24 protein-coding genes are annotated in these 25,209 nt (G+C 70.8%); 7 read left to right on the forward strand and 17 right to left on the reverse strand.

Translation table 11 applies throughout. From position 1 onward, the window contains the following. Window positions 1-9 precede the first annotated feature (9 nt). The 6 genes from VGO10_RS21020 to VGO10_RS21045 all read right to left on the reverse strand — a co-directional run bounded on the left by VGO10_RS21020 (window position 10) and on the right by VGO10_RS21045 (window position 5,826). The gene (locus VGO10_RS21020) at window positions 10-771 is read right to left on the reverse strand and encodes a MerR family transcriptional regulator (protein WP_327471964.1); all 762 of its coding nucleotides are present in this window, start codon (window positions 769-771) and stop codon (window positions 10-12) included. Then, window positions 771-1,247 (reverse strand): FHA domain-containing protein, encoded by a 477-nt coding sequence (locus VGO10_RS21025; RefSeq protein WP_327471965.1) that lies wholly within the window; start codon window positions 1,245-1,247, stop codon window positions 771-773. Before VGO10_RS21025 ends, VGO10_RS21020 begins: the two co-directional genes overlap by 1 nt. Before the next feature lie 21 nt (window positions 1,248-1,268). Next, window positions 1,269-1,529: a hypothetical protein gene (locus VGO10_RS21030; protein ID WP_028075314.1), complete on the reverse strand. Its 261-nt coding sequence runs from the start codon at window positions 1,527-1,529 to the stop codon at window positions 1,269-1,271. Window positions 1,530-1,593: 64 nt separating this feature from the next. Further along, window positions 1,594-2,286 carry a CDP-alcohol phosphatidyltransferase family protein gene (locus VGO10_RS21035; protein WP_327471966.1) on the reverse strand — a complete coding sequence of 231 codons (693 nt, stop codon included), beginning with the start codon at window positions 2,284-2,286 and terminating at the stop codon, window positions 1,594-1,596. Further along, window positions 2,268-3,938 (reverse strand): proline--tRNA ligase, encoded by a 1,671-nt coding sequence (locus VGO10_RS21040; RefSeq protein ID WP_327471967.1) that lies wholly within the window; start codon window positions 3,936-3,938, stop codon window positions 2,268-2,270. The genes VGO10_RS21035 and VGO10_RS21040 overlap by 19 nt, the downstream gene beginning before the upstream one ends. A gap of 28 nt (window positions 3,939-3,966) precedes the next feature. Next, window positions 3,967-5,826: a hypothetical protein gene (locus VGO10_RS21045; RefSeq protein WP_327471968.1), complete on the reverse strand. Its 1,860-nt coding sequence runs from the start codon at window positions 5,824-5,826 to the stop codon at window positions 3,967-3,969. A gap of 147 nt (window positions 5,827-5,973) precedes the next feature. On the opposite strand from VGO10_RS21045, the gene VGO10_RS21050 reads away from it, so the two are divergent. From VGO10_RS21050 to VGO10_RS21060, 3 genes are read left to right on the forward strand one after another with little or no spacing between them, the layout of a single operon-like run. After that, window positions 5,974-6,579 carry a superoxide dismutase gene (locus VGO10_RS21050; RefSeq protein ID WP_327471969.1) on the forward strand — a complete coding sequence of 202 codons (606 nt, stop codon included), beginning with the start codon at window positions 5,974-5,976 and terminating at the stop codon, window positions 6,577-6,579. A 38-nt stretch (window positions 6,580-6,617) separates the two neighbouring features. Then, window positions 6,618-8,102 carry a hypothetical protein gene (locus VGO10_RS21055; protein ID WP_327471970.1) on the forward strand — a complete coding sequence of 495 codons (1,485 nt, stop codon included), beginning with the start codon at window positions 6,618-6,620 and terminating at the stop codon, window positions 8,100-8,102. Next, a complete protein-coding gene (locus tag VGO10_RS21060; RefSeq protein WP_327471971.1) occupies window positions 8,099-8,752 on the forward strand; it encodes a class I SAM-dependent methyltransferase in 654 nt (217 codons plus the stop codon). The genes VGO10_RS21055 and VGO10_RS21060 overlap by 4 nt, the downstream gene beginning before the upstream one ends. On the opposite strand, the gene VGO10_RS21065 is transcribed toward VGO10_RS21060, so the two are convergent. From VGO10_RS21065 to ispG, 3 genes are read right to left on the reverse strand one after another with little or no spacing between them, the layout of a single operon-like run. Beyond that, entirely contained in the window at window positions 8,741-9,508 is a 768-nt protein-coding gene (locus VGO10_RS21065; RefSeq protein ID WP_327471972.1) for an ABC transporter permease, read from the reverse strand. The two genes, VGO10_RS21060 and VGO10_RS21065, sit on opposite strands and share 12 nt — an antisense overlap. After that, window positions 9,505-10,284, reverse strand: coding sequence for an ABC transporter ATP-binding protein (locus VGO10_RS21070; protein WP_327471973.1), 780 nt, complete (start codon window positions 10,282-10,284; stop codon window positions 9,505-9,507). Before VGO10_RS21070 ends, VGO10_RS21065 begins: the two co-directional genes overlap by 4 nt. A gap of 31 nt (window positions 10,285-10,315) precedes the next feature. Continuing rightward, window positions 10,316-11,557: a flavodoxin-dependent (E)-4-hydroxy-3-methylbut-2-enyl-diphosphate synthase gene (gene ispG / locus VGO10_RS21075; protein WP_327471974.1), complete on the reverse strand. Its 1,242-nt coding sequence runs from the start codon at window positions 11,555-11,557 to the stop codon at window positions 10,316-10,318. A gap of 40 nt (window positions 11,558-11,597) precedes the next feature. On the opposite strand from ispG, the gene VGO10_RS21080 reads away from it, so the two are divergent. Genes VGO10_RS21080 through VGO10_RS21090 form a run of 3 tightly spaced genes read left to right on the forward strand, consistent with a single transcriptional unit; the run spans window position 11,598 to window position 14,924 of the window. Further along, on the forward strand, window positions 11,598-12,221 hold the full coding sequence (locus tag VGO10_RS21080; RefSeq protein WP_327471975.1) for a class I SAM-dependent methyltransferase: 624 nt from the start codon (window positions 11,598-11,600) through the stop codon (window positions 12,219-12,221). A gap of 5 nt (window positions 12,222-12,226) precedes the next feature. Continuing rightward, a complete protein-coding gene (locus tag VGO10_RS21085) occupies window positions 12,227-13,312 on the forward strand; it encodes an alpha-hydroxy acid oxidase (protein ID WP_327471976.1) in 1,086 nt (361 codons plus the stop codon). A 58-nt stretch (window positions 13,313-13,370) separates the two neighbouring features. Continuing rightward, complete coding sequence (locus VGO10_RS21090; protein ID WP_327471977.1) at window positions 13,371-14,924, forward strand: sensor domain-containing diguanylate cyclase; 1,554 nt, start codon at window positions 13,371-13,373, stop codon at window positions 14,922-14,924. Window positions 14,925-14,927: 3 nt separating this feature from the next. On the opposite strand, the gene VGO10_RS21095 is transcribed toward VGO10_RS21090, so the two are convergent. Genes VGO10_RS21095 through VGO10_RS21110 form a run of 4 tightly spaced genes read right to left on the reverse strand, consistent with a single transcriptional unit; the run spans window position 14,928 to window position 18,860 of the window. Beyond that, window positions 14,928-16,133, reverse strand: coding sequence for an HtaA domain-containing protein (locus tag VGO10_RS21095; RefSeq protein WP_327471978.1), 1,206 nt, complete (start codon window positions 16,131-16,133; stop codon window positions 14,928-14,930). Further along, on the reverse strand, window positions 16,120-16,950 hold the full coding sequence (locus VGO10_RS21100; RefSeq protein ID WP_327471979.1) for an ABC transporter ATP-binding protein: 831 nt from the start codon (window positions 16,948-16,950) through the stop codon (window positions 16,120-16,122). Before VGO10_RS21100 ends, VGO10_RS21095 begins: the two co-directional genes overlap by 14 nt. A 55-nt stretch (window positions 16,951-17,005) precedes the next feature. Beyond that, complete coding sequence (locus tag VGO10_RS21105) at window positions 17,006-17,992, reverse strand: iron ABC transporter permease (protein WP_327471980.1); 987 nt, start codon at window positions 17,990-17,992, stop codon at window positions 17,006-17,008. A gap of 4 nt (window positions 17,993-17,996) precedes the next feature. Beyond that, entirely contained in the window at window positions 17,997-18,860 is an 864-nt protein-coding gene (locus VGO10_RS21110) for an ABC transporter substrate-binding protein (protein ID WP_327471981.1), read from the reverse strand. Window positions 18,861-18,998: 138 nt separating this feature from the next. On the opposite strand from VGO10_RS21110, the gene VGO10_RS21115 reads away from it, so the two are divergent. Next, complete coding sequence (locus tag VGO10_RS21115) at window positions 18,999-19,844, forward strand: HugZ family protein (protein ID WP_327471982.1); 846 nt, start codon at window positions 18,999-19,001, stop codon at window positions 19,842-19,844. Window positions 19,845-19,889: 45 nt separating this feature from the next. On the opposite strand, the gene VGO10_RS21120 is transcribed toward VGO10_RS21115, so the two are convergent. The 4 genes from VGO10_RS21120 to dxr all read right to left on the reverse strand — a co-directional run bounded on the left by VGO10_RS21120 (window position 19,890) and on the right by dxr (window position 25,202). Next, the gene (locus VGO10_RS21120) at window positions 19,890-21,032 is read right to left on the reverse strand and encodes a DNA sulfur modification protein DndB (protein ID WP_327471983.1); all 1,143 of its coding nucleotides are present in this window, start codon (window positions 21,030-21,032) and stop codon (window positions 19,890-19,892) included. Window positions 21,033-21,153: 121 nt separating this feature from the next. Then, window positions 21,154-22,947 carry an AMP-dependent synthetase/ligase gene (locus VGO10_RS21125; protein ID WP_327471984.1) on the reverse strand — a complete coding sequence of 598 codons (1,794 nt, stop codon included), beginning with the start codon at window positions 22,945-22,947 and terminating at the stop codon, window positions 21,154-21,156. A 20-nt stretch (window positions 22,948-22,967) separates the two neighbouring features. After that, a complete protein-coding gene (locus tag VGO10_RS21130) occupies window positions 22,968-24,050 on the reverse strand; it encodes a M50 family metallopeptidase (RefSeq protein WP_327471985.1) in 1,083 nt (360 codons plus the stop codon). Further along, window positions 24,051-25,202: a 1-deoxy-D-xylulose-5-phosphate reductoisomerase gene (dxr, locus tag VGO10_RS21135; RefSeq protein WP_327471986.1), complete on the reverse strand. Its 1,152-nt coding sequence runs from the start codon at window positions 25,200-25,202 to the stop codon at window positions 24,051-24,053. Window positions 25,203-25,209: the final 7 nt, after the last annotated feature.

Raw genomic sequence — 25,209 nt, forward strand, 5'->3', positions numbered from 1 at the left:
GCAGGCCCGCTATCCGACGATCTTGCGCAGATCGCGGATCAGCAGCAGGTGCTTGAGGTGCGTCGTGACCGCGGCCAGGTTCTCCAGCGCCTCGACGGCCTCCTTGCGGCGCTCGACGTTGTGCGAGCGCAGCGCCGGGGCCAGGATCTGCTGCAACAGCGCGGCCTCGCGGTCGGCGGAGGTCCGGAACGCGCGCAGGTTGCGCCCGCCGACCCCGTAGCGCGCCAGCTCGGTGACCGCGCGGATGATCTCGCGCTCGGTCTCGTCGAAGTACTTGGTCCCGGCGCGGTGCTCGCCCTTGATGACGCCGTACTCCTCGAGCTCGGCGATCATGCTCGGCTCGGCGCGCGTGTCCTCGAGCACGTCCTCCAGCGTGTACAGCGCCCCACCACCAGTGACCGACATCGACGGCCGGCGCCGCGGCCGAGCGCCGTCGACCGCCTCAGGCGACGGTGCCGGCACGGTCGCCTCGTCGCCGTCCAGCCGGCCGGAGGCCAGCTCCTGCCGAATGACCCGCAGCGGCAGGAACTCGTCGCGCTGCATCCGCAGGATCGTGCGCAGCCGCGCGACGTCGGTGTGGGCGTAGAGCCGGTAGCCGCCGGGCGTGCGCCGCGGCTCCAGCAGCTTCTGGTCCTCGAGGTACCGGATCTTCGAGATCGAGATGTCCGGGAACTCCTGGGCCAGCGCCTTGCAGACCGCTCCGATGGTCATCGCCTTGATCGGGCGCTCCTCGGTCGCAGCGATGAGCGGCTCCTCCTCCACGGCGGCCATCAACGCGAGAGGAACGTGAGCTTGTACTTGCCGACCTGCAACTCGTCGCCGTCGGCCAAGTGGTGGGACTCGATGCGACGACGGTTCACGTAGGTTCCGTTCAGCGATCCAAGATCATCAAGATGGAACTCCTCGCCGCGACGGACGACGAGCGCGTGGTCGCGCGAGACGGTCACGTCGTCGAGGAAGACGTCGGAGTCGGGGCGCCGGCCGATCGTCATGCGGTCGCGCTCCAGCGGGAAGCTCTCGCCGACGCGCCCGCCGCCAGCCCGCACGACCAGCGCAGCGCCGCCGCCCTGGGCCACGACGTCCTCGAGATCGACCGGGACTAGCTCGCCGGTCTCGTCGATGCGATACGTGGCCGTCGACGATTCTGGCGTTTCCGCTTCAGGCGCGCCGATGAACGCGCCGCAACGCTGGCAGTAGTTCGCACCTTCGGCGTTGGTGAAACCACACTCGGGGCAATGACGGGCCATCGGCGCTACGTCATCCCCCGATTACTCGCTCGCCGGTTCGTCGCCGGCGGCGCGGCCCGCGAGGATGTCGGTCAGTCGCTGGACGTCTGCGCCCGTGATGACCTCCTCGCCGCCCTCATGACGCTTGCGGAGGCGGTTCACCAGCTCAGCACGAAGGATGTCGATCTTGCCGTGCAGGATGCGACGGCGGTAGGAGATGTCGACCTCCTCCTCGGTGAGCTGCTGGATGAGATCCTTCAGCTCCTGGTCCGAGAGCGAGCCGAGATCGGGGAACGTGTCCATGCGGGTCCTTCTCCTCCTGGGGACGGGCCGGGCGAGAATAGCAGCGAAAGGTCACCGCTCAAGCTCAACTTGAGGGTGCACCTCTTGTTGCGGCAAGTCCGTCCCGGGTGTAGACGACGGCGGCCATCAGCGAGAGGGCCAGACCGAAGTAGAACAGGATGTGCGCCAGCGTGCTGAGGCCGACCAGCGCGAAGAAGATCGCGCTCATCGTCGGCCACACGCCCCAGCGGCCCCACCAGTTGATCTTGAGCTCCAGGCCGCGCCGCAGCGCAAGCTGCCCGGCGACCAGCAGATAGAGCTCGCGGGCGATCAAGACGGCGATGCCCCAGCGCGGCAACGTCTCGTACTTCCAGCAGATCAGCAGGCCGGAGACGACGAGCATGCGGTCAACGACGGGGTCCAGCAGCGCGCCGAAGCGGCTGTACTGGCCGGTGACGCGGGCGGCGATGCCGTCGGCATAGTCGCTCCAGCCGATGACGGCGAAAAGGACCGCCGGCCATGTGTCGGTCCCGCTCTCAGACGACAGACCGAGGATCAGCAACGGCGCGATCAGCGCGAGGCGGACGAAGCCGATCGCGTTGGGGATCGTCCAGACGTTCCACGGCGCGCCGCTGAGCGTTTGCGGCGGCGGCGGGCCGGAGCGATCCAGGCCGAAGAGGCGCCGGAAGGTCAGACGCGGGTTCTGCCACGCCGCGGCCGCGCGCTCGCGCGACGTCGCACGCTGGCCGTCCGGGCCGCCTACGGGACGCTCGGCCACAGCGCCTGCACCGCCTCGGCGGCTTCTGCCAGCGGGATGCCGCCCGCTTGATCGACCTGTCCGCGGCGCACCTGCGCCTCGGCGGCGCCGGACTCCAGCGAGCGTTTGCCAACGGTCAGGCGCAGCGGCGCGCCGAGCAGCTCGGCGTCGGCGAACTTCTCACCGGTGCCGGAGGCGCGATCGTCGAGCAGGGTCGAGAAGCCGGCGGCCTGCAGCTGGCGGTAGAGCCCGGCGGCCGCCTCCTGCTCGGGCGTGCCCGGCTTGCCGAGCGCCACGACCTCGACGTCAAAGGGCGCGATGGCCTTGGGCCATGCGATGCCGCGCTCGTCGGCGAACTGCTCGACGGCCGCCGCGGCGATCCGCGCCGGGCCGATGCCGTAGCACCCCATGACCACGTTGTGCTCCTTGCCGTGCTCGTCGGCATAGGTCAGACCGAGCGGCACGCTGTAGCGCGTGCCCAGCTGGAAGATGTTGCCGACCTCGATCGCGGGCTCGATGCGCACGACCTGGCCGCCGATCGTGTCGCCGGGCTCGACGGTGCGGATGTCGAAGCGCTCGCCGGCCTCCACGTCGATGACGACATGATGGTCAACCCGGTTGGCGCCCGCGACGTAGCGCCCGGGGGTGACCGCCTCGTCGTAGACGACGGGCACGTCGAGGCCCTGCGGTCCGAGGAAGCCGGCAGGCCCCGGCAACTCGTCCTCCTGGGCCGGACGGAACTTCTCCCCCAGCGCGTTGGCCAGCTTGATCTCGCCGACGCGGTGGTCACCGCGCACGACGACCATGATCAACCCGCGCGACTCGGTCACCACGGGGAAGGCCTTCAACAAGTTGCCGGCCGGCACACCGAGACCGCCGGCGACCGCCTCGATCGTCCCCTGGCCGGGCGTGTGCAGCTCGCCGCTGACGTCGTCGCGCAACGGCGGCACAGGCTGCGCGTCGGCCGTCGCGATCTCGAGGTTGGCGCTGTAGCCGCCCGGACCGAGGACGACGTCGTCCTCGCCTGCGGCGCAGGGCGCCATGTACTCGTGCGCGGCGGTGCCGCCCATCATCCCCACGTCGGAGACGCACTCGAACCACTCCAGCCCGCAGCGGTCGTAGATGCGCGCGTAGGCCTCACGGTGGAGCTGGTAGTTGGCTTCCAGCCCCTCCTGGTCACGGTCGAAGGAGTACGAGTCCTTCATGATGAACTCGCGGGTGCGCAGGACCCCGGCGCGCGGGCGCGGCTCGTCGCGCTCCTTGATCTGGAAGTGGTACAGCGTCATCGGCAGCTCGCGGTAGGAGCGGATGACCTGGGCGGCGTGGTAGGTCACCGCCTCCTCGTGGGTCATCGCGAGCACCATGTCGGCGCCCTTGCGGTCCTGCAGGCGGAAGAGCTCCCCGCCGATGCTGTCGTAGCGCCCGCTGCGCTTCCACAGCTCGGCGGGGTGCATGACCGGCATCAGCATCTCCTGGCCGCCGATCGCGTCGATCTCCTCGCGCACGATCTGCACGATGCGCTGGTGCGTGCGCCAGCCCGCCGGCAGCCACGTCCACAGACCGGCGCCGAGCTGGCGGATGAGGCCGGCCCGGACCATGAGCTTGTGCGACAGCGCCTCGGCGTCAGCGGGCGGCTGACGCTCGGTCGGCAGGAAGAGCTGGCTCATGCGCATGGCGCGGACGATACGGCGCGGCGTGCTCCTAGCGGCGCGTGACCTTCTCGCAGTGCTTGAGGCGATCGTGGCGGTCGGCGCGGACCGTGTCCTTGCCGGCGCCGCAGTCGATCGTCTCCTTGACGCCATCGACCGAGTTGATGGCGTCGTTGCCGCCGCCGGCGTCGACGACGTCGCGGCCGGAGCCGGGCGAGATGGTGTCGTTGCCCGGACCGCCGGTCAGCCGGTCGTTGCCCTTGCCGCCGGTGAGCTTGTCGTCACCGGTGCCACCGGTCAGGCGATCGCGGCCCGCCGAGCCCGCGAGGCGGTCGTTGCCGTCGCCGCCATCCAGGACGTCATCGCCGGTGCCGCCCTCGAGGCAGTCATCAGCGCCCTGGCCCTTGAGCAGGTCGTCGCCGTCGCCGCCGACGAGGCGGTCGCCAAAGGCGGTGCCGCGCAGCACGTCGTCATCGCGCGTGCCGCGGATGATGTTGGTGCAGGCCTTGATGACGAACGGCTCCTGCGGAGGGATGTTGGGGACGTAGGGCGGCGGGGACGGAACGACGACCTTGAGCGACGCGGCGTTGTTGGTGATGATGGGATCGGGCGTCGTCGCGATCGCCGATGCCTGCGTGAGGAACGTGCCACCGGGGGACGGGGGGATCGCCGGCATGATGAAGGCGGGCGCGACGCTGACCGACTCGCCCGCGGGCAGCTTGGCGAGCTTGCAGGCGAAGCGGCTGGTGACGTCGTCGTCGACGACGCACTCCAGGTCACCGGTGGTCGGCCCGGGCACGACGGCGTTGCCGGTGACGTCCAGGAAGACGCCCAGCGCCGCGTCCGGTCCGTCGTTGCGCACGGTGTAGGACATGCTCCAGCCCTTTAGCGCGGGGACGTCGGACGGCGCGCTGCCGGTCACCACGAGGTCGGCGCTGTCCTGCGTGAGGTCGCCCTTGCCATCGTGGTCGGCGTCGGGCTCGATGTCGGCCTGGACGAGCAGCCGGAAGCCCGCCGGGGCGCTGGTGTCCGGCGTCCATGTCTGGCCAACCGACTTGGGTGGATCGTTGGCGATGAGCTCGTCAGCCCCGCGCGACGCGATTGCCCCGAGGTCGCGGTTGCCGCCGTTGAGGACCGAGCGCACGCCGATCCGGTCGCCGGTCTCGACAGGAAGCTGGGCAGCGACGGTGATGACGTCGGACGACGTGGCGTGCACCGGCTCGCTCTCGGCGACCACGGTGTAGGAGGTGTCCCCGCCGCCGGTCGGACGCAGCAACTGCAGGACGGTGTCGCCCTTGCCGGGCTGCGCACGCACACGCCACTGGGTCAGCACGCCGGCCTTGGGCGCGGCGCTGATCGTGCCGGCAGCGCTGAGCTGGAGCGCCTGCACCGCGTTGCCCGACGCCGAGAAACCGTGCGGGTCGGGCGCAAGCGTCAGCGAGCTGCCGATCGTCGCCATCCCGTTGCAGGGCGCCGTGTGGTCGGCGGCGTTGGCCGTGCAGGCGTCCTGCGTGGTGTCGCCGTAGCCGTCGCCGTCGGTGTCGGGTTCCACAACGGCCTCGAAGTCCGGTGTCCCCGTGGCGTCCAACAGCGCGAGCTCACCGCCCGCCGCGATCGGCAGCCGGGCGCTGACGTACTGCACCGCGCTCGAGGCGCCGGCATGCACCGGATCACTGGTCGCCGTCGTGGCCGTCCCGCTCTCCAGCGTCTGCGTACTGCGCAGACGTACGAGCTGCGGCGTGGTCGTCTGGATGCGCCAGGCGACCACGACGCTGTCGGCGAGCGCCGGCTGCCCGAGGCCCAGGCAGGCGTCGTTCGATGCGCAGGCCGGGGTGAACGTGGGCTGTGCCAGGGCGGGCGCGGCGAGCGCGAGGAGGATGGCGGCGGTGAGGAGAGCGAGACGTCCGTGCATGGGTCCGGGCATTCTGAGGCAAGGAACGGATGAAGAGAGGGATATGTTTCGGGTACGACGTTCCGCGGACCGAGCCCATTGACTTCAAGTGCGCTTGAAGCTCGATGATGGCCGCAGACCCCGACACCACTGCAAGCTAGGAGACCCATGCCCTACTCCGTTCCTGATCTGCCCTACGCCTACGACGCGCTGGAGCCCCACATCGACGAGGCGACGATGAAGCTCCACCACGACAAGCACCATCAGGCCTACGTGGACAAGGCCAACGCCGCGCTCGAGGGCACCGAGTGGGCCGACAAGCCCGTCGAGGAGACGCTGTCGAACCTGTCGTCGCTGCCCGCCGACAAGCAGGGTCCGGTCCGCAACCAGGCCGGCGGCCACGCCAACCACACGCTCTTCTGGGAGAACATGAGTCCGGACGGCGGCGGTGAGCCGACGGGTGAGCTGGCCGACGCGATCAACGCCGCCTTCGGCTCCTTCGCCGACTTCCAGGCCAAGTTCGAAGACAACGGCGTCACGCAGTTCGGCTCCGGCTGGACCTGGCTGGTCCTCGACGGCGGCGAGCTCAAGCTCACCAAGACCGCCAACCAGGACAGCCCGCTGCTCGAGGGCCAGACCCCGCTGCTGGGCAACGACGTCTGGGAGCACGCCTACTACCTCAAGTACCAGAACAAGCGCCCTGACTACCTCAAGGCGTGGTGGAACGTCGTCAACTGGGCCAAGGTCGCCGAGCGGTACGCCGCGGCCAAGTAGCACCGCAAGTGGCAGGGCACGCGTGCCACGATGCACGCGTGCCCCTCCGCTCCGCCCTCCCCCTCGTGGCGGCGCTGCTCGCGCTTGCCGTTCCCGCCGGCGCGACTGCCTCGCCCCAGCTGCAGACCGGCATCTCCGACGACGGCATCCTGCTCCACTCCCCCGAGCGGGCACCCACGATCGTCACTCGCTGGGCCGCCGCCGGCATCGACACCGTGCGCATCCAGGTCCGCTGGGTCGCCATCGCCCCCGGCGAGCTGGACCCGTCCCAGCCCCTCGGCTTCGACGCGCGGGATCCCGACGACCCGCACTACGACTGGGCCGCCACCGACCAGGCGATCGCGCTGGTCGTCGCCAACGGCATGACGCCGCTGCTGACCGTCACCGGCTCCGGGCCACTCTGGGCCAGCCGCGTGCCGTCGCTGGGCAACCCGCGCTATCAGCCCGACCCCGGGAAGTTCGGGCAGTTCGCCGAGGCGGTGGCGCGTCGCTACCGCCGCGTCGCCGACCGCTACCTGATCTGGAACGAGCCCAACCAGCCGCTGTGGCTGCAGCCCCAGCAGGAGTGTCCGGTCGCGGGGCGCAGGTGCCTCCCGGTCGCGCCGCACACCTACCGGGCGCTCGTACGCGCGGCCTACCCCGCGATCCACCGCGCCGACCCGGGCGCGCAGGTCATCGCCGGGACGCTGGCGCCGCGCGGCGCCGACCCGCTGCAGCGCAATCGCCCGCTGCACCCACTGGCTTTCATCCGCGCCTTCGGCTGTGTCGACGATCAGTACAAGCCGATCCGGACCGGCCGCTGCCGCGGCTTCCAACCGGCGCGCATCGACGGCTTCGCCTACCACCCCCATCCGATCAAGGCGAGCCCGTCCGCCCCATCGCCCCACACCGATGACGCCACGATCGCCGACCTGCGCAAGTTGGAGGACACGCTCGACGCGGTCCAGCGCGCCCGCGGATTCAGCACGCCGACCGGCGCCCACACCCCGCTGCACCTGACCGAGTTCGGCTATCAGACCAACCCGCCCGATCCCTACGACGGCATCCCGCCGGCGCGCCAGTCGCGATGGCTGCAGGAGGCGGCGTATGTGGCGTGGCGCGATCCACGCGTTCGCACGCTCGTGCAGTACGAGTGGCAGGACGAGCGGGTCAAGTCGGTCGGCGCAGGCCGCAAGCGCTATGCGGGCTGGCAGTCGGGGCTGCTGTTCTCAAGCGGCAAGGCGAAGCCGGCGCTGGCGGGCTTTCAGCACCCGTTCTTCGCCGACGTCAAGACGAAGGCGCCGCAGGTGCGGTTCTGGGGACAGGTCCGCCCCGGCCGTACGCACGACGTCCTGCTCCAGCGCGCATCGCCGAGCGGACTCTGGGTGACGATCGCGCGGCTGCGCACTGATGCGCGCGGGACGTTCGTCAAGACGCTCGCGCCGCCGATCGGCAAGGCTGCGCGCTACCGCTATCGCACGGCCGACCCTTCGCCGGTTCCCACCGTGACCAGCGACGTGCTGAAGGTGACCCCTACACGATGACCCGCTTCCACCAGACACCAGTCGCCGCCGAGGCCAACTGGATGATGCAGCTCGGCGAGCGCTTCGCCTTCGAGGGCCTGCTCGCCCAGCTGCGCCCTCGGATCGCCGTGGAGATCGGCACCTGGGAGGGCGGCAGCCTGCGTCGGATCGCGACGCACGCCGGCCACGTCCACGCCTTCGACATCGACGAGCGCGCCCTGCAGCACGCCGAGGCGCTGGACAACGCGACGCTCCATCTCGGCGACGCCGCGGTCGAGCTCCCGCGCGTGCTGGCCGAGCTCCACGCCCGCGGTGAGGCCGTCGACTTCGCGCTGGTCGACGGCCTCCACACCTACGACGCGGTGCAGACCGACGCCCGCGCGCTGCTGGCCGCCGATGCCTGCGTCGCGACCACGATCGTCTTCCACGACACCGCCCACGCCGAGGTCCGCCGCGGACTGGAGGATCTCCAGCTCGACGAGCACCCCAAGGTCGGCCTCTGGCTGCCCGACTTCGTGCCCGGCTACCGCGTCCGCGACGACGCGACGCTGTCAGAGGAGATCCGCGGCCGCGCCTTCAACGGCCTCGGCCTGCTCGTCCTGGACCCCGACTTCCGCCCGCAGGCCAACGGCCACGAGGCGTTCATCCCGTTCGCGCAGCTACGCCCGTAGGCGGTAGCCCCGCACGAACAGGCGGTGGTTCACCAGGAACAACGCCGCGGTCGCTGCCGTCAGAAAGGCCAACGACAACGCGATGTTGGTCTCCTTGTACCCCAAGAACCCGTAGCGGACCAAGCCGATCATGTAGTAGATCGGGTTGATGTGGGTCAACGTCTCAAACGGCTGGGGCAGCAGCGAAGCGCTGTAGAAGACACCGCCGAGAAAGAGCAGCGGCTGCAACACGAAGGTCTGCGCGACCGACACATCGTCGAACTGCTCGGCGCGCACGCCGATCAGCACGCCGAGGCTGGCGAAGAAGAAGCCCACCAGGAAGAGCGCCGGCAGCAGCACGAGGACGTGGTCGACCGGGATGTCGACCAGCACGGATGCCGCGCAGAAGGTCAGCGTCGAGACGATCATCCCGCGCAGGAAGCCGCCGAAGGTGAAGGCCAGCAACAGCTCGAGCGGCGACGCGGGCGAGGAGAGCTGATCATCGATCGCGCGCTGGAACTTCTGCTGCAGGATCGACGACGCGTTATTGGAGAACGCGTTCATCGCCCAGGCCATCATGATCAGCCCGGGCACGATGAAGACCACGTAGTCGACGCCGTGCAGCTTGTCGATCCGCGAGCCCAGCGCCGCGCCGAAGACCGAGATGTACAAGAAGGTCTCCAGCAGCGGTGCGCCCAGCGTCTGGCGCTTGATCTTCAAGAAGCGGTTGCACTCGCGCCGCAGCAGCGCGGCGAAGCTGATCTGGGCGGTGGTCATGAGGCGATCTCCGAGACGCTGCCGCGCGAGAGCTCTTTGCGCCCGACCAACTCCAGATAGGCGTCCTCGAGACCGGACACGCCGTACTGCGCCGCCAGCTCGCCGCTGGTCCCCTGCGCCACGATCTGCCCGTCGTTGATGAACGCGATCTTGTCGCACAACTGCTCGGCCTCTTCGAGGTAGTGCGTGGTCAGCAGGATCGTCGTGCCCTCGGCGTTGATGCGCTGGACGTAGTGCCACAGCTCCAGGCGCAGCTCGACGTCCACCCCCGCCGTCGGCTCGTCGAGGATCAGCAGCTTGGGCCGATGCATCAGCGCGCGGGCCAGGATCAGCCGGCGCTTCATGCCGCCCGACAGCGTCCGCGTTCGGTCGTTGCGCTTGACCGTCAGCGAGAAGGCCTCCAACAGCTCCTTGGTGCGCTCGCGCCGCTCGCGCCGCGGCATTCCGAAGTACCCACCGTGGTAGTCGAGCGTCTCTTCCACCGTCAAGAACCAGTCGATGTTGAGGTCCTGGGGCGCCAGACCGACGGCAACCCGCGCCTGCTCGTAGTGGTCGATCGCGTCGTGGCCGAAGACCTCGATCGACCCCGAGGTCGGCGACGCCAGCCCGGTCGTGCAGTGGATCAGCGTCGACTTGCCAGCGCCGTTGGGGCCGAGCAGTCCGAAGAACTCACCGGCGCCGATCTCCAGCGAGACGCCGCGCAGCGCCTCGGTCCCGGTCGGGTAACGCTTGGTCAGCTCGGTGATCTGGAGAGCAGCAACGTCCACGCCGCTCATGATGCGACCTCAACCACGCTTGAAGTCAAGGCTAGGCCCGCGTGAACCGGCGGCCGGTGACCGGGGAGACGGCTTCGTCGATCGCGTCGGCGTCGGCCTCGGCCTGCTTGGCCTCCAGCGCGGCGAGGCGCTCGGGCGTCATCGCCGTCTCGTCCTCGTTCTCGGCCAGCCACTGCGCGGCCTCGGCCGCGGCGCCCGCGTCGACGACAACCTGCTTGCCCGACGCGTAGTACTTGTCGATCTCGGCGAAGAGCTCGTCGACGAGGTGCTCGGTGGGCACCTTCTTCAGCGGCTCGCCCTTGGAGAAGATCATCGCCGAGTCCTTGGCGCCGGTGATGCCGAAGTCCGCGTGGCGCGCCTCGCCGATGCCGTTGACCGCGCAGCCGAGGATCGAGACCTCGATCGGGTCGGCGTAGGCCTCCAGCCGGCGCTCGACCTCCATGACGACCGAGTCCATGTCGAACTGCAGGCGCCCGCAGGTCGGACAGGCGATCAGCACCGGACCGCGCTCGCGCAGCTTCAAGGCCTTCAGGATCTCCCAGGCGACCTTGACCTCCTCTTCGGCGTGGAAGGTCGAAAGCGAGATCCGGATCGTGTCGCCGATGCCGTCGGCCAGCAGCGTGCCAAGCCCGACCGCGCTCTTGAGCGAGCCCGACCACTTCGTCCCCGCCTCGGTGATGCCGAGGTGCAGCGGGTGGTCGATCTTCTCGGCCAGCAGGCGGTTGGAGGCGATCGTGTTGGGCACCGACGTCGACTTCATCGACAGCTTGAAGTCATAGAAGTCAAGGCGGTGCATCAGCTCGACCCACTCGGTGGCGGCGGTGACCAGCGCCTCGACCGGGTTGGTGAACTCCATGTCGCGCAGGTGCTTGGGCAATGAGCCGGAGTTGACGCCGACGCGGATCGGCGTGCCCTTGGCTTTGGCCGCGGCGATGACCTCGGCGACCTTGTCGGGCCCGCCGATGTTGCCCGGGTTGATCCGCACGCAGTGCGCGCCGACCTCGATCGCCTTGATCGCCAGCGTGTGGTTGAAGTGGATGTCGGCGATGATCGGAATCGGTGACTCGACGACGATCGTCTTGAGCGCCTCGATGTCGGCCTCGCGCGGCACGGCGCAGCGCACGATGTCGGCCCCGGCGTCTGCGACGCGGCGGATCTGGTCCATCGTCGCGGTCAGGTTCGCCGTCTCGGTCTTGGTCATCGTCTGGACGGCCACGGGTGCGCCACCCCCGATCGGGACGTCACCCACGTGGATCTGACGCGCAGAGGCCATGCACGCATTCTAGGAGGCAAACGGACTAGCCTCCCGCCCCGTGGCCCCCACCGACGTCTACGGGACCGCGCGAAGCCGGACCCGGGCGCGCATCGCGTCCCCGCTCGCCGCACGTGCCCGCGCGCGCCGCCACGCCCAGTTCTTCGGCCTCACGGGCCTCGCGCCCGGGATGCAGGTCCTCGATGTCGGCTGCGGAGCCATCGGCCTGCGCGCGCTGGAACCGGAGCTCGAGATCACGGGCGTTGACCTCGTCGCGCGGCCGAATTACCCGGGCCCGTTCCTGCAGGCCGATGTCACCGCAGGCCTGCCGTATGAGGACGGCACGTTTGACCTCGTCTACTCGTCCAGCGTGATCGAGCACGTCCCGCGCGAGCGCCGTGGCGCGTTCGCCGCCGAGGTCGGCCGCGTCGGCCGCGGGCTCTACGTGCAAACGCCGGCCTACTCGTTCCCGGTCGAGCCGCACAGCCTGCTGCCCTTCGCGCACTGGCTGCCGACGCGCATTCGCCGCCCGCTGTGGCGCTTCGGCGCCCAAGGCCATTGGGAGGAGATCGACCTGCTGCGCCGCGACGAGCTGGCGCGGCTCTTCGGCGCGCCGGTCCACGCCGAGCGGCTGGGGCCGCTGGCCAAGAGCTGGATCGCGATCGACCCGGTCACACCGCGATGAGGGGAGTGGGTGGGCCCGTCTCACTGCGTGACCTCGAGGCGCTCGTCGCCGAGCGCCTCGACGCCGGTCCGCTCGGCTACTTCGCCGGCGGCGCCGGGGACGAGCGCACGCTGGCCGACAACGAAGCCGCCTTCACGCGCCGCCAGCTGCTGCCGCGCGTCCTGGTCGACGTCAGCGCCGTCTCGACCGCGACGAGCGTCCTGGGCACCGACATCTCGATGCCCGTGCTGGTCGCCCCGGTCGCGTTGCAACGCATGGCGCATCCCGACGGGGAGCCGGGGATGGCGCGGGCCGCCGCGGGCGCCGGGACGCTGATGTGCGTCTCGACGCTCGCGACCGTCACCGCCCGCGAGGTGGCCGGCGCCGCGCCCGGTGCGCCGCGCTGGTTTCAGCTCTACGTGCTGCGCGACCGCGGCGTGACCCACGCGCTCGTCGACGAGGCCGTCGACTGCGGTTACCAGGCGCTCGTCGTGACCGTCGACGCCCCGCGGGCCGGGCGCCGCGAGCGCGATCTGCGCACCGGCTTCGCCGTCCCGCCCGGCATCGACATGCCCGGCGTCAGCGCTGCCGCCGGGCACAGCGTCGGGATGACGCCGGCCGACTTCTTCTCGCTGGTCGACGCATCGCTGACCTGGAAGGACCTCGAAGCGCTCGTCGAGGCCGTCGACCTGCCCGTGCTCGTCAAGGGCGTCCACACTGCGGCCGACGCGCGGCTGGCGATCGTCCATGGCGCCGCCGGGATCGTCGTCTCCAACCACGGCGGCCGCCAGCTCGACGGCGTGCCGGCCGGAATCGACCTGCTCGAGGACGTCGTCCAGGAGGTCAGCGGCGACGTCGAGGTCTTCGTCGACGGCGGCGTGCGCCGCGGCACCGACGTCCTGGTGGCGCTGGCGCTCGGCGCCCGCGCCGTCCTGGTCGGCAGGCCGTTGCTCTGGGGCCTGGCCTTCGACGGCGAGGCCGGCGCACGCTGGGTGCTGGACACGCTGCGCGCCGAGCTCGAGCTGGGCCTGATGCTGCTCGGCGCGGCCACGCCCGCGCAGGTGACCTGCGCGGCCACGCCCGCGCAGGTCACCCGCGCGCACGTGCGCTGAGCGGCGCGGACAGCGACCTCAAGCCGCGCGCCGTCGCGACCGTTAACAGGGAGAAACCGTGCCCGGATCATCGCCCCTGTCCCTGATCGCCTCCCTGCGCGAAGCGCTGGAGGCTGCCCGCGGCGTGCGCTCCCGCAACGACCTCGTCTTCGCGCTGGACCGGATCGCCGCCGTGATCTCCGAGGGCCTGGGCTACCGCTCGGTCACCATCAACCTGCACCGGCCGGCGTGGGACGACTTCGAAGCGTCGACCGTCCACGGCCCGGAGGACGCGCGCCTCGCGCGCCTGGGCAAGACGTCGAGCTGGGAGCAATGGGCTCCGCACCTGGCCGCCCGGTTCGAGCGCCGCGGTGCACATGTCGTCCCAGACGAGAATCTGCTGCTCGCCGTGATGCGTCGCGGCAACGGGGACGTGCTCGGCATCATCTCCGTCGACGAGCCGCTTGATGGGCGTCGCCCGGCCGATGACGACTGCGATCGCCTCGTCTCGCTGACCCAGATCGCCGCGCTGGCCGTCGAGCAGGCCGCCGACGCCGACCGCGACGCGAGCCATCGCAGCGCGCTGGACCGGCTGCTCAGCCTCTCGCTCCTCACGGGCGAGCAGCGCCGCCGCGCCGGCGTGCTGCAAGCCGTCTGCACCGGCATCTGCGAGACGCTCGGCTTCCAGCGCGCCGCCATCCTGCTGGCCGAGAACGGTGGGCTGATGCGGCCGGCCGCAACGGCGGGCTGGACCATGCACGACCCGGTCTTCGCCCATCTCGCCTTCACGCTCACCCAGTTCGAGCCGATCCTGGCGCCGGTTTACGAGCGCCATGGCTGCCATCTGCTCACGCGCGAGGACGCCGAGGGCACGCTGAACATGCAGGCCACCGTCTACCGCTCGCAGGCCAACGGCCGCGGGCCCTACGCGTGGGAGCGCCACTGGCTGGTCGTCGGGCTGCGCGACGCGAGCGGTGAGCTGCGCGGCGTCATCTGGGTCGACGACCCGACCGATCGCCTGATCCCCGGCCGCGAGCGCCTCCAGGTCCTGCGGCTCTTCGCCGACCACGCGGCCGGCGCGCTGGACGCCAGCCGAGCGGGCGAGAAGCTGCCGAAGCCGTTCGCCGACCACGACCCGCTGACCGGGCTGGCCAACCGCGCCAAGCTCGCCGAGCGCCTGCGCCACGCGCTGCAGCGCACCAAGCGCGCCGAGAAGACCGTCGCGGTGCTCTTCATCGACCTCGACAACTTCCAGCACACCAACGACACGCTCGGCCACCACGCCGGCGACGAGCTGCTGCGCATCAGCGCGGCGCGCATCGACGAGGATCTACGCCCCGGAGACACCGTGGCCCGCTTCGGCGGCGACGAGTTCGTCGCCCTCTGCGAGGACGTCGGCTCCGCTGAAGAGGCGATGGACGTCGCCGAGCGCCTGCGGCTCCTGCTCGCCGAGCCGATCCCGCTGGCGACGGGCGTCGCGCAGCTCACCGCGTCGATCGGCGTGGCGCTGCCCGATCGACCGGACCGCAGCGCCGAGGCGCTGCTGCAGGCGGCCGATCGGGCGATGTACGAGGCCAAGGCGGCCGGCCGCGACGCCGCGCGCCTGGCGACGCCCGGCGCCGGCTGGCCGTAAGGCCTAGACCGGCGGCGTCGTCAGGTCGACGCTGATCCAGCCGAACGGATCGTTGGCGACGTAGAACCCGGCGAAGACCGAGGCGCCTGCGTCGGCCGGGATCGAGCCCGGGATCTGCGCGTAGGCTTGGTCGGTGCCGTCCGGGCTGTGGACCGTCGACGCCGCGGCACCCGGATCGAGTTTGACCAAGACGCCGCGCTTGACCGGCGTCATGTTCGCGGTGGCGAAGATCGCGCGTGACGTGGTGCCGGCAGCGATCTCGATCTCCGGATCGCTCGCGGTGAACTTGATGCCGTGGTCGTTGTAGGTGAAGGTGACCGTGCCGGCGTAGGTCACCCGCGCCGTCTTGCTCACCGGGTCATACCACCCATCCTTGAACGGGAAGTGGAAGTCGTAGACCAGCGGCACGCTGCTGCCCGGCAGGACGGTCGGCGGATCGGCGGTGGCGCCGCCGGAGGTCGCGGTGCCCTCGCCGGTGTTGATGTAGCGGATGAACGATTCGCGCACGTGCCAGGTGATCGCGGCGGCGGTCACGTCGACCGCGGTCGCCGGGCGCGCCAGCGGCGCCGGGCCGCCGAGGTCGATGGGTGCGCTTGGGCCGGGCGTCGTGGTCGTCCCGCCGGGCGCCGTCGTGGTGCCACCGGGCGTCGGGGCGCCGCTGGGCTCGCTGCCGGTCGTGGTCGCGCTGCGCTTGGCGTCAACGGTCAACGTGCCGAGCACGCCGGGCGACAGGCGGCGCAGATGCAGCGCGCGCCGCAGGGCGGCGGCGCCCGCCACCGTCAGCCGGATCTTCGCGCCGCGCAGCGTGACGGCGCCGGCGGTGCTGCTCAGCTTGCGCTTGGCCCCGTCGACCGTGAACACCGTCACCGTGGCCTTGCCGATCCTGGCTGTCAGGCGCGAGTCCTTGGCCAGCCGCACGCGCGGCGCGCTCAGCACCACCGAGCGCGTCCCGGCCCGCAGGCGCAGCCCGCCGGCGTGGCCCAGCGTGGCCGCCGTGCCGACGCTCGCCGTCGTGACCGGGAAGGTGAACCTGGAGCCCTTGGCCCTGGCCGGCGCGACCGCGGAGGTGGTCACCCCCAGGACGCCGAGCGCCTCGGTCTGCAGCGTCAGGACCGACGTCCCGCTTCCTGCGGGCGTCGCGGCGCTTGCCCCGGCGGGCAGCGCGATCGCTCCCACGATGCAACAGCAGAGGACGCTACGACCAATCATGAACAACAACTCCTGGTTGGGACGATGGAAGGGGTTGGGACGGCAGACCCGCCCCGAGCCAGTCAACGTGCAGCGCGGTGCGGCCGTCACGCTGCACGAGGCCGGCGTCGACGTGCCAGACGTCAGACAGCAGCGACGCGGTGAGGACGGTCGCCGGCGGGCCGGCGGCGACCGTCCGCCCACCGGAGACGACAACGACCTCGTCAGCGACAGCAGCGGCGAGAGCAATATCATGAACAACGAGGACGACCGCGAGGCCATCGTCGGCAAGGCCACGCAGCAGCCGCGCGATCACCGACGTGGCGCCGAGGTCCAGGCTGGAGGTCGGCTCGTCGGCCATCAGCGCCGGCGCGTCCTGCGCGAGCGCGACAGCGACCTGCACGCGCTGCAGCTCGCCGCCCGACAGCGTCGTGAGCCTGCGCTCGGCAAACGCGGTCACGCCCGCGCGCGCCATCGCGCGATCCACGGCGTCGCGGTCACCGCGCGTCGGCCGCTGCAGCGGGCCCAGATGCGGCGCCCGCCCGATCGCCACCGCCTCGTGGACCCGCACGCCGTCCGGGACGCGCGCACGCTGGGGCACGAACGAGCGCAGCCGAGCCAGCTTGCGCCCGCGCAGTTTCGTCGCCTCCTGTCCGTTCCAGCGCACGCTGCCGGACTCCAACCGCTGCAGCCCCGCCGCCGCGCGCACCAGCGTCGACTTGCCGGCGCCGTTGGGTCCGACGACGGCCGTCAGCCGGCCGGGCGCCGCATCGAGATCGGCGCCGCGCAGGATCTCGGCCCCGCCCAGCCGCACGACCGCATCGCGGACGCTCAGCATCCGCGCAGGATCTCCACGCCGCCCAGCAGCACGACCGCCTCGCGGATGCTCGGCATCAGTGCGCGCTCCGCAGCAGCCAGAGAAAGACCGGCACGCCCAAGACCACCATGAACGGCCCGACCGGCAGCTCGATCGGCGCGAGCACCGTCCGCGCCAGCGTGTCGCCGGCCAGCAGCAGCGCCGCGCCGACCAGCGCCGAGGCGCCCATCACGTAGCGATGGCTCGCCGTCCCGCCGGCGAGCCGCACCAAGTGCGGGATGACGAGACCCAAGAACCCCAACAACCCGACGAGCGCCGCCGCGGCCGAGGCCAGGAGCGTCGCCGCCGACACCGCCGCCAGCCGGATCAGCCGCGGCCGCACGCCGAGCGACTCGGCGACATCGTCGCCCAGCGCCAGGCGATCCAGCGGGCGCGAGAGCACCGCGGCGACCACGAAGCCGACGACGAAGTACGGCCACGCCACGCGCAGCCCCGACCAGCCGTCCGACGACAGCCCGCCGGCCATCCACAGCACCGCCGACTGGACGCGGTCTGAGTAGGCCACCATCAACGAGGTCGTCCCGGCACCGAAGAGCGCGCTGACCGCGATCCCGGCCAGGATCAACCGGCCGGTGGCACCGCCCGACGGCCCCGACCAGGCGATCGCCAGCACCAGCGCGCCGGCCAGTGCACCGAACGCCAGCGCGCCGACCGGCAGCAGCGCGATGGCACCCGGGAAGGCCAGCAGCACGAGGATCGCGCCGAAGCCCGCGCCGCCGGTGACGCCGACAATGTCCGGTGAGGCCAGTGGGTTGCCCAGCGCGCCCTGCAACAGCACGCCGGCGACGCCGAGCGCCGCGCCGACGACGATCGCCTCGACCGTCCGCGGGACCCGCAGCGCGAGCACGATCTCACGCAGCGGCCCGGCGTCGGCGCGCCCGGTCAGCGCGTCGACCACATCGCGCAGCGGCACGTGGACCGCGCCGAGCGTCAACGATGCGGCAACCGCCGCTAGCGCGAGCAGCGCGGCGACGAGGACGACCGAGGTCTGGCGGACGGCCACGCCGTCAGTTCCCGAGGAACTTGGCCCGCACGTCGCGGATCGTCGCGCCCGGATCGGTGTAGGCCTGCAGCAGCGAGTTGCCGGCGGACACGAAGATCCTGTGGCGCCTGGCGGCCTTGGTCGTCCGCCAGCCGGCCTTGTTGGCCAGGTACTTGGCGAGCTTCGGGATGTCGGACGGAGCGCCGTGCGGGACCGCGATGATGATGTCCGGGTCGCGGGCCACCACCGCCTCGTCGGAGATCCGCGCGTAGCCGCCGCTAGCGGTCAGCCCACCGGTCAGCAGCCGGCCGCCGGCCTGGCGGACCACGTCTCCGCCCCAGCTGTTGGCGAGCATCGCGTAGCTCGTGCGCCCAACGCCCATGATCAGCAGGACCGACGGGTGCCTGCGGATGCCGCGCCGCGCGGCGGCGATCGCGGCGGACTGGCGCGCCGCCAGCCGATCGGCGGCGGCGCGCTTGCCGACCAGCCCGCCGATGCGCCGCGTCTGGACGAGCAGGTCGGCCACGCTGCGCGGGTCGCTGTAGGCGACGGTCATCCCCAGCCGCTTCATCGCCTCCTCCCCCTTGCGCCAGATCGGCGCGGAGAGCACGAGCTGCGGGTTGCGGAGCGCGAGCTGCTCGACGTTGGGGCCGTTGGGATGCGACAGCGCGAGGGTCGGCACGCCCTTCAGCCGCGGGTCGAGGCGGTCGTGGCCGCCGAGCGTCTGGCCGACGGCGACCGGGCGGACGCCGAGCTCGGCGAGGGTGTTGGCCGTGAACGGCGTGAGCGCCGCGATGCGCTTGGGCGCGGCCCGGGCCGCGCCGGCGAAGGCGAGTAGGAGCAGCGCGACGAGCGCTGCGGCGGGAAGGGAACGTCGGGAAGAGGGCATCTTGCTGGCTGTCAGGGCGTCCTGAGCCCGAGCTGCGAGGTCGGGTATGTTTGGGCACCCTAACATGCTTTAGGGTGACCTAACAGGCTCGTCCGTCTGGACGCCCTCGACCGAAACCGCGACCATCAGGAAATCCTCGTGACCGACATCACCGCTTCTGCAACCGGCGACCACCAGGTCGCAGGTGACGGACGGGCAGGCAGACCTCCTCCACCGCCGCCCCTGACCCAGGTCCCTGCCAGCCGCCGCCGCACCGCCGGCGAAGAGGCCCGGACGCTCGTCGCCCAGACCAACGTCGCCACGCTGGCCACGCTCTCGGATGACGGCACGCCGTGGGCCTCGCTGGTCAGCTACGCAGCGCTGGACGACGGCTCGCCGGTCCTGTTCGTCTCCACGCTCGCCGAGCACGGCCGCAACCTTGACCGCGATCCGCGAGCCAGCCTGGTGGTGGCCGCGGCCGAGCGTCGCAAGGATCCGTTGGCCGCCGGCCGCGTCACCCTGGCCGGCCGCGTCACCCGCCCCTCGGGCGAGATCGAGCGCGTCGCCCGCGCGGCCTACCTGGCCAGCGTCCCGACCGCCGCGATGTACGCCGAGTTCGGCGACTTCTCGCTCTACCTGCTCGGTGTGGAGCGCGTGCGCTGGGTCGGCGGCTACGGCCGGATGGACTCCGCCGACGCCGAGGCCTACGCCAACGCCGAAGCCGACCCCGTCGGCGAGGCACGCGCCGCGATCACCCACCTCAACGACGACCACGCCGACGCGCTGTTGATCATGGCCCAGGCGCTGGGCGGCTACCCCGATGCCGAGACGGCCCGCTGCACGGCCGCCGACCGCTACGGCCTGGACCTCATGGTCGGCACGCCCCGCGGCAGCGCTCCGACCCGCGTCGGCTTCGCCGAGCCGGTCACCGAGCCGGCCGGCCTCCGCGCCGCGACGGTCGAACTGACCCGCCGCGCGCGGGCCGCCGCGCCCGTCGCGGGCTGACCCGCTGAGGGGCGGCGCATCGCGCACCGCCCCTGCTCCCAGCGGCTACTTGATGGCGTTGTAGAGCTTCTCGCCCGCGGCCTCCCAGGCCGGGCGGCCGGACGCCAGCTTGCGGCTGACGCTGCCGTCGTCCTCCTCGACCTTGAGGATGAGCGTCCCGTCGAAGAACGACTTGCCGTCGCGGTCGACCGGCTCGCGGCGCCAGTCGATCTTCGCCGCCCTCGCGATGGCCTCGTCGATGTCGCCGCCGTCGTTGTGGACGTGGTAGAGGCCGAGGCCGAGCGTGTAGAGGCCGGCCGCCGTCGAGTGGAGGTAGTCCGCGCGGAACTCCGCGACGGTCAGCGATCCGTCCATGATCTCCGACCAGCCAGGCATCGTGTGCGCCGCGGTGTTGAGGATGTCGAGGACGCGGTTGTGCTCGGCCGCGTACTGGCCGTTGCCCACGGCCTCGTCGGCGGCCTTCTCCAGGCCCGCGCGCGTGCGCTGGGAGGACCCGATGATCAGCGTCGTCACGAACTGGCGGAACGCCTGGAACGTGTAGAGCTTCCCGGAGAGCTTGCCGACCGTGTCCTTGAGGAACTCGATGCGCTGGCCCTCGTTGGTGAGGTCGGCCGCCTTGGCGATCTCGAGCGTGAAGCGGTTGATCGCGTGGCGGCGATCCATCGATGAGCCCAGGCTGCCGGACGGTGGCTTGGCGTTGCGCTGCAGGTCGACGAAGTCCTGGGCGCGACGCGCCTGGTCGTCATCGACGACGACCAGGAGCGGGACCGACATGCCGTGGATGCGCTCACGGCGCGGGTCGTCCTCGTCGGCGTCCTCGAGGTCGGCGATCAGCTGCGCGAGCGCCGCGCAGCGGTGCTGACCGTCGCCGACGTCGAACGTCGTGCCGATCTTGACCCTGAGGTGGCCGACGTTGGCGAGGCCATCGGCCTGCGCGAACGTGACGTCGCTGCCCTTGGCGTAGACGACGATCGAGCTCAGGATCGGGTTCTCCTCGTGTTTGAGGTACTCGACGATGGCCGCGACGTGGTCCTTGGACCGAACGCGGTTGCCGTGCGGCTGCTTGGCCAACGGGTCCCAGGTCGACGGCTGGTCGATGAGCCGGATGACCGACTCGGCCGGGCCGGCCGTCGCATACATCGTGCGGTCGCCCATCTTCAGGGCCGTCGCCTCCAAGAGCACTTCCATCGCCACATCCTCCTTGCCCGAGCAGCGGCGCTCGAGCTACGCGTGATTTACAACCTACTACGCATGATATCACGCGTAGCAGGCCATAAATCGGACGTAGCGATGAGCCGGGGCTAGCGACCTACCCCGTGTACATCCCGGCGATGTCGCCGTCGTACTTCGCGGCAATGGGCTTGCGCTTGAGCTTCATCGTCGGCGTCAGCTCGTCGCCGCCGGGCAGCCAGTCGCCTTCGACGATCACGAACTTCTTGATCTGCTCGACGCGCGCCAGCGTGGCGTTGGCGCCGTCGACGCCCGCCTGGATCGCCGCACGGATCGCGTCCTCGTGGGCGAGCTCCTCCAACGACGTGTCGCCGAGGCCGTTCTGCGCCGCCCACGCCGGGGCGAAGTCGGCGTCGAGCACGATCAGCGCCGTGTTGTAGGGCTTGGCGTCACCGATGCAGACCGCGTTGCCGATCAGCGGTGACGCGCTCTTGAGCGTCGCCTCGATGTTGGCCGGCGACATGTTCTTGCCGGCCGCGTTGATGATGATCTCCTTCTTGCGGTCGACGATCTTGACGTAGCCGTCCTCATCGATCTGCGCGATGTCGCCGGTGTGCAGCCAACCGTCAGGATCGATCGTCTCGGCGGTCTTCTCCGGCAGCCCGCGGTAGCCGAGCATCACGAGATCGCCGCGGATCAGCAGCTCACCGTCGTCGGCAAGTTTGAGCTCGCAGCCGGGCGTCGCCGGACCGACGGTGCCGATCTTGATGCGCGAGGGCGGGTTGACCGAGCCGCCGCCGCAGGTCTCGCTCATCCCCCACAGCTCCGACAGCGGCAGGCCGATGGCGTGGAAGAACTCGAGCACCGGGACGGGCGTCGGAGCGGCGCCGACGTTGATCGCGACGACCTGGTCGAGGCCGAGCATCGCGCGCAGCCCGGCGAACATCTCGGTGTCGGCCTGCGCGACGGCGGCCGCCAGCTCCTCGGGCACCGGCTCGCCGGCCTGCTCCAGCGCCACCTTCTGCTGGGCCGCGGCCAGCGCCGCCTGTGCCTTGACGCGCTGCTCCTCGGGTTGGGAGGCGACCATCGCCTCCAGTCCAGCCTTCAGCTTCTCCCAGATCCGCGGGACCGCGAAGAACCAGTGCGGCCGGACCTCGGGCAGGAACGAGATGATCTCGCGCGGGTTGGGACAGCAGGTGACCTGGAAGCCGAAGACGATCGGCAGGTAGTGGTGTGCGGCACGCTCGGCGATGTGCGCGTTGGGCAGCCAGGAGATGACGCGGGCCCCGTCGGGGAACTGGACGATCTCCTCGATGCCGCTAACCGCCGAGAGCAGGTTGCGGTGGGCCAGCTCGACGCCCTTGGGTGGCCCGGTCGTGCCCGACGTGTAGATCAACGTCAGGACGTCCTCGGGGCTCAGCGCCGCGATCGACGCCTCGACGTCGAAGCCCTCGCCGGCCGGGACGTCGGCCAGCGCCATCGTGCCCTCAGGCGCCTCGCCGTCGACGACGATGACGTGCTCGAGGTTGGGCAGCGACTTCCGCGCCTCCAGCACGTTGGCCAAGAACTGCTGTTCGGTGATGATGATCTTCGCGCCGGCATCCGAGACCACATACTCGATCTGGTTGGGCGCATAGGTCATGTAGATGGAGAAGGGCGTGGCCCCGACCATCATGGCCGCGAGGTCGGCCTGGTGGAACTCGGGCCGGTTGCCCAGCATCAAGGCGATGGTGTCGCCCTTGCGCAGGCCCAGCGCGTCGAGGCCGCCGGCGAGGCGATCGACGCGCTCGCGCAGCTCGGCCCAGGTCCAGGAGACCTCGTCGCCCTTGGTCCGGATGGCGATCTCGCCGGCGCGCTGGGACGAGGTGAGGCGAAACGCCTCGGCGATCGTCGCCGCGTCGACCCCACGCTTTGGTGCCGTGCTGCTTTCCACTTCCGCTTCCTCCAGTTGAACTACTTCACCCCGAAGCCTCCGTCTTGCAGCCGACCGATGTCGTTGGTCAGCCCCACGGCGAACAGCATGAGGACCAATACGAAGCCTACGTAGCTGGCCTGCTCCATGATCCGGAACGGGATCGGGCGCCCCCGCAGCTTCTCGGCCAGCGCCCAGAAGATATGCCCCCCGTCCAAGGGAAGGAAGGGAAAGAGGTTGACGATCGCCAGCGACAGCGAGATCAGCGCGAGGATCGTCAGCGAGCGCTCGACGTTGTCGGCGGCGATCGATTGGCGCGTCGTCTCGTAGGAGCCGACCACGCCCGACAGGTTCTTGCGCGCCGAGGAGTCGTAGAAGAGCTTGGAGACGGTGTCGACGGTGGCCTTCGTGACGTTCCACATCCCGGTGACCGAGCGGCTCGCCGACTGGCCGATCGGGAGCGGGTGATACGTGCCGCCGAACGAGAAGCCGATCAGCATCCGCTTGTCGATCTTGCTGTAGCGCGGCCGGACCTCGAGCACCTGCGTGCGGGCGTCGCGGACGATCGTGACCTTGGCCGGCGTGGCGGCGACGCACCCCTGGACCTTGGCCCCGGCGGCGCAGATGTGCTTGCCGATGCTCTTGCGCAGGACGTCGGGCGTGCCCTTGACGCCGTCGACGGCGACGAGCTGGTCGCCCTGCTGCAGAACACCGACGGCCGCCGACTTGGGGGCGATGTCGCCGACCTTGTTGTTGACGACCTGGTCGCCCTTGACCGCGAACAGGAAGAACAGGATCACGAACGCGACGAGCACGTTCATCGCCGGTCCGGCGCCGATGACCACCAGGCGCTTCCAGACCGGCTGCTTGTAATAGGCGCGGTGCTCGTGCTCGGGCGGGATCACCTCCGCCGGGTTCATCCCCGTGATCTTCACGTAACCACCGAGCGGGATCGCCCCGATGCCGTACTCGGTCTCGCCGCGCTTCACGGTCCACAGCAGCGGCGGGAAGAAGAGCGCGAAGCGCTCGACGCGCATCCCGACGGCCTTGGCGGCGGCGAAGTGGCCGAACTCGTGCAGGATGATCAGCAGCGCGAAGCCGACAAAGGCGAGGAGCCAGCTCATTTAGGCGCGCGCTCCGATCTGCTCGGTCGCCAGCTCGCGCGCGGCGCGGTCGGCCTCGAAGAGGGACTCGAAGGCGCGGACGGGGCCGCTGGGCATCTGCTGCAGCGTCGCGTCGATGACGTCGGCGATGCCGGTGAAGGCGAGCCGCTCGTTCAGGAAGGCGTGCACGGCGACCTCGTTGGCGGCGTTGAGGATGCAGGGCGCGGTGCCACCGGCGCGCGCCGCTTGCAGGCACAGGTCCAGGCACGGGAAGGCGTCGCGGTCGACCTCCTCGAAGGTCAGCGCGCCCAGCTCGGCGAGGTTCAGTCGCTTGGTGGGGAGCTTGACGATGTCGGGGTGGTGCAAGGCGTAGGCGATGGCGATCCGCATGTCGGGCAGCCCGAGGTGCGCGAGCTGCGCGCCGTCGGCGGTCTCCACGAGCGCGTGGACGATCGACTGCGGGTGCACGACGACGTCGATGCGGTCATACGGCAGGCCGAAGAGGTGATGGGCCTCGATGACCTCGAGGCCCTTGTTCATCAACGTGGCCGAGTCGATGGTGATCTTGCCGCCCATCGACCAGGTCGGGTGGTTGAGCGCCTCGGCGACGGTGACGTCGGCCAGCTCGGCGTGACTGCGGCCACGGAACGGGCCGCCCGAGGCGGTGATCGTCATCCGCTCCAGCGCCCCGGTCGGGACGCCATGCAGCAGGTGATGCAGCGCGGCGTGCTCGGAGTCGACCGGCAGCAGCTGTGCGCCCGTGGCCTCGGCGAGCTGCGTGACAAGCTCGCCGCCCACGACCAGCGACTCCTTGTTAGCCAGCGCGAGGTCGATCCCCTCCCCCAGCGCCGCGACCGTCGGGCCGAGGCCCGCCGAGCCGACCAGCGCGTTGAGCACGAGGTCGGCCCCGGACTCCAAGACAAGTTGCACGAGCCCCTCGGCGCCCACGAGCACCTCACCGTCGGTCCACGCCTCGGCCGCGCGGGCGGCCGCGTCAGGATCGGCGAGCGCAATCCGGCGCACACCGTGGCGGATGGCCTGTTCGACGAGCGGCTCCCAGGAGCGGGCGGCGCTGAGCCCGACGATCTCAAGATCATCGGTGCGAGCGACGACATCGAGCGCCTGGGTGCCGATCGACCCGGTGGAGCCGAGCACGAGAAGACGGCGGGGCATGTGCCCG

The organism is Baekduia sp., assembly GCF_035996765.1.
Taxonomy (GTDB): Bacteria; Actinomycetota; Thermoleophilia; order Solirubrobacterales; family Solirubrobacteraceae; genus Baekduia.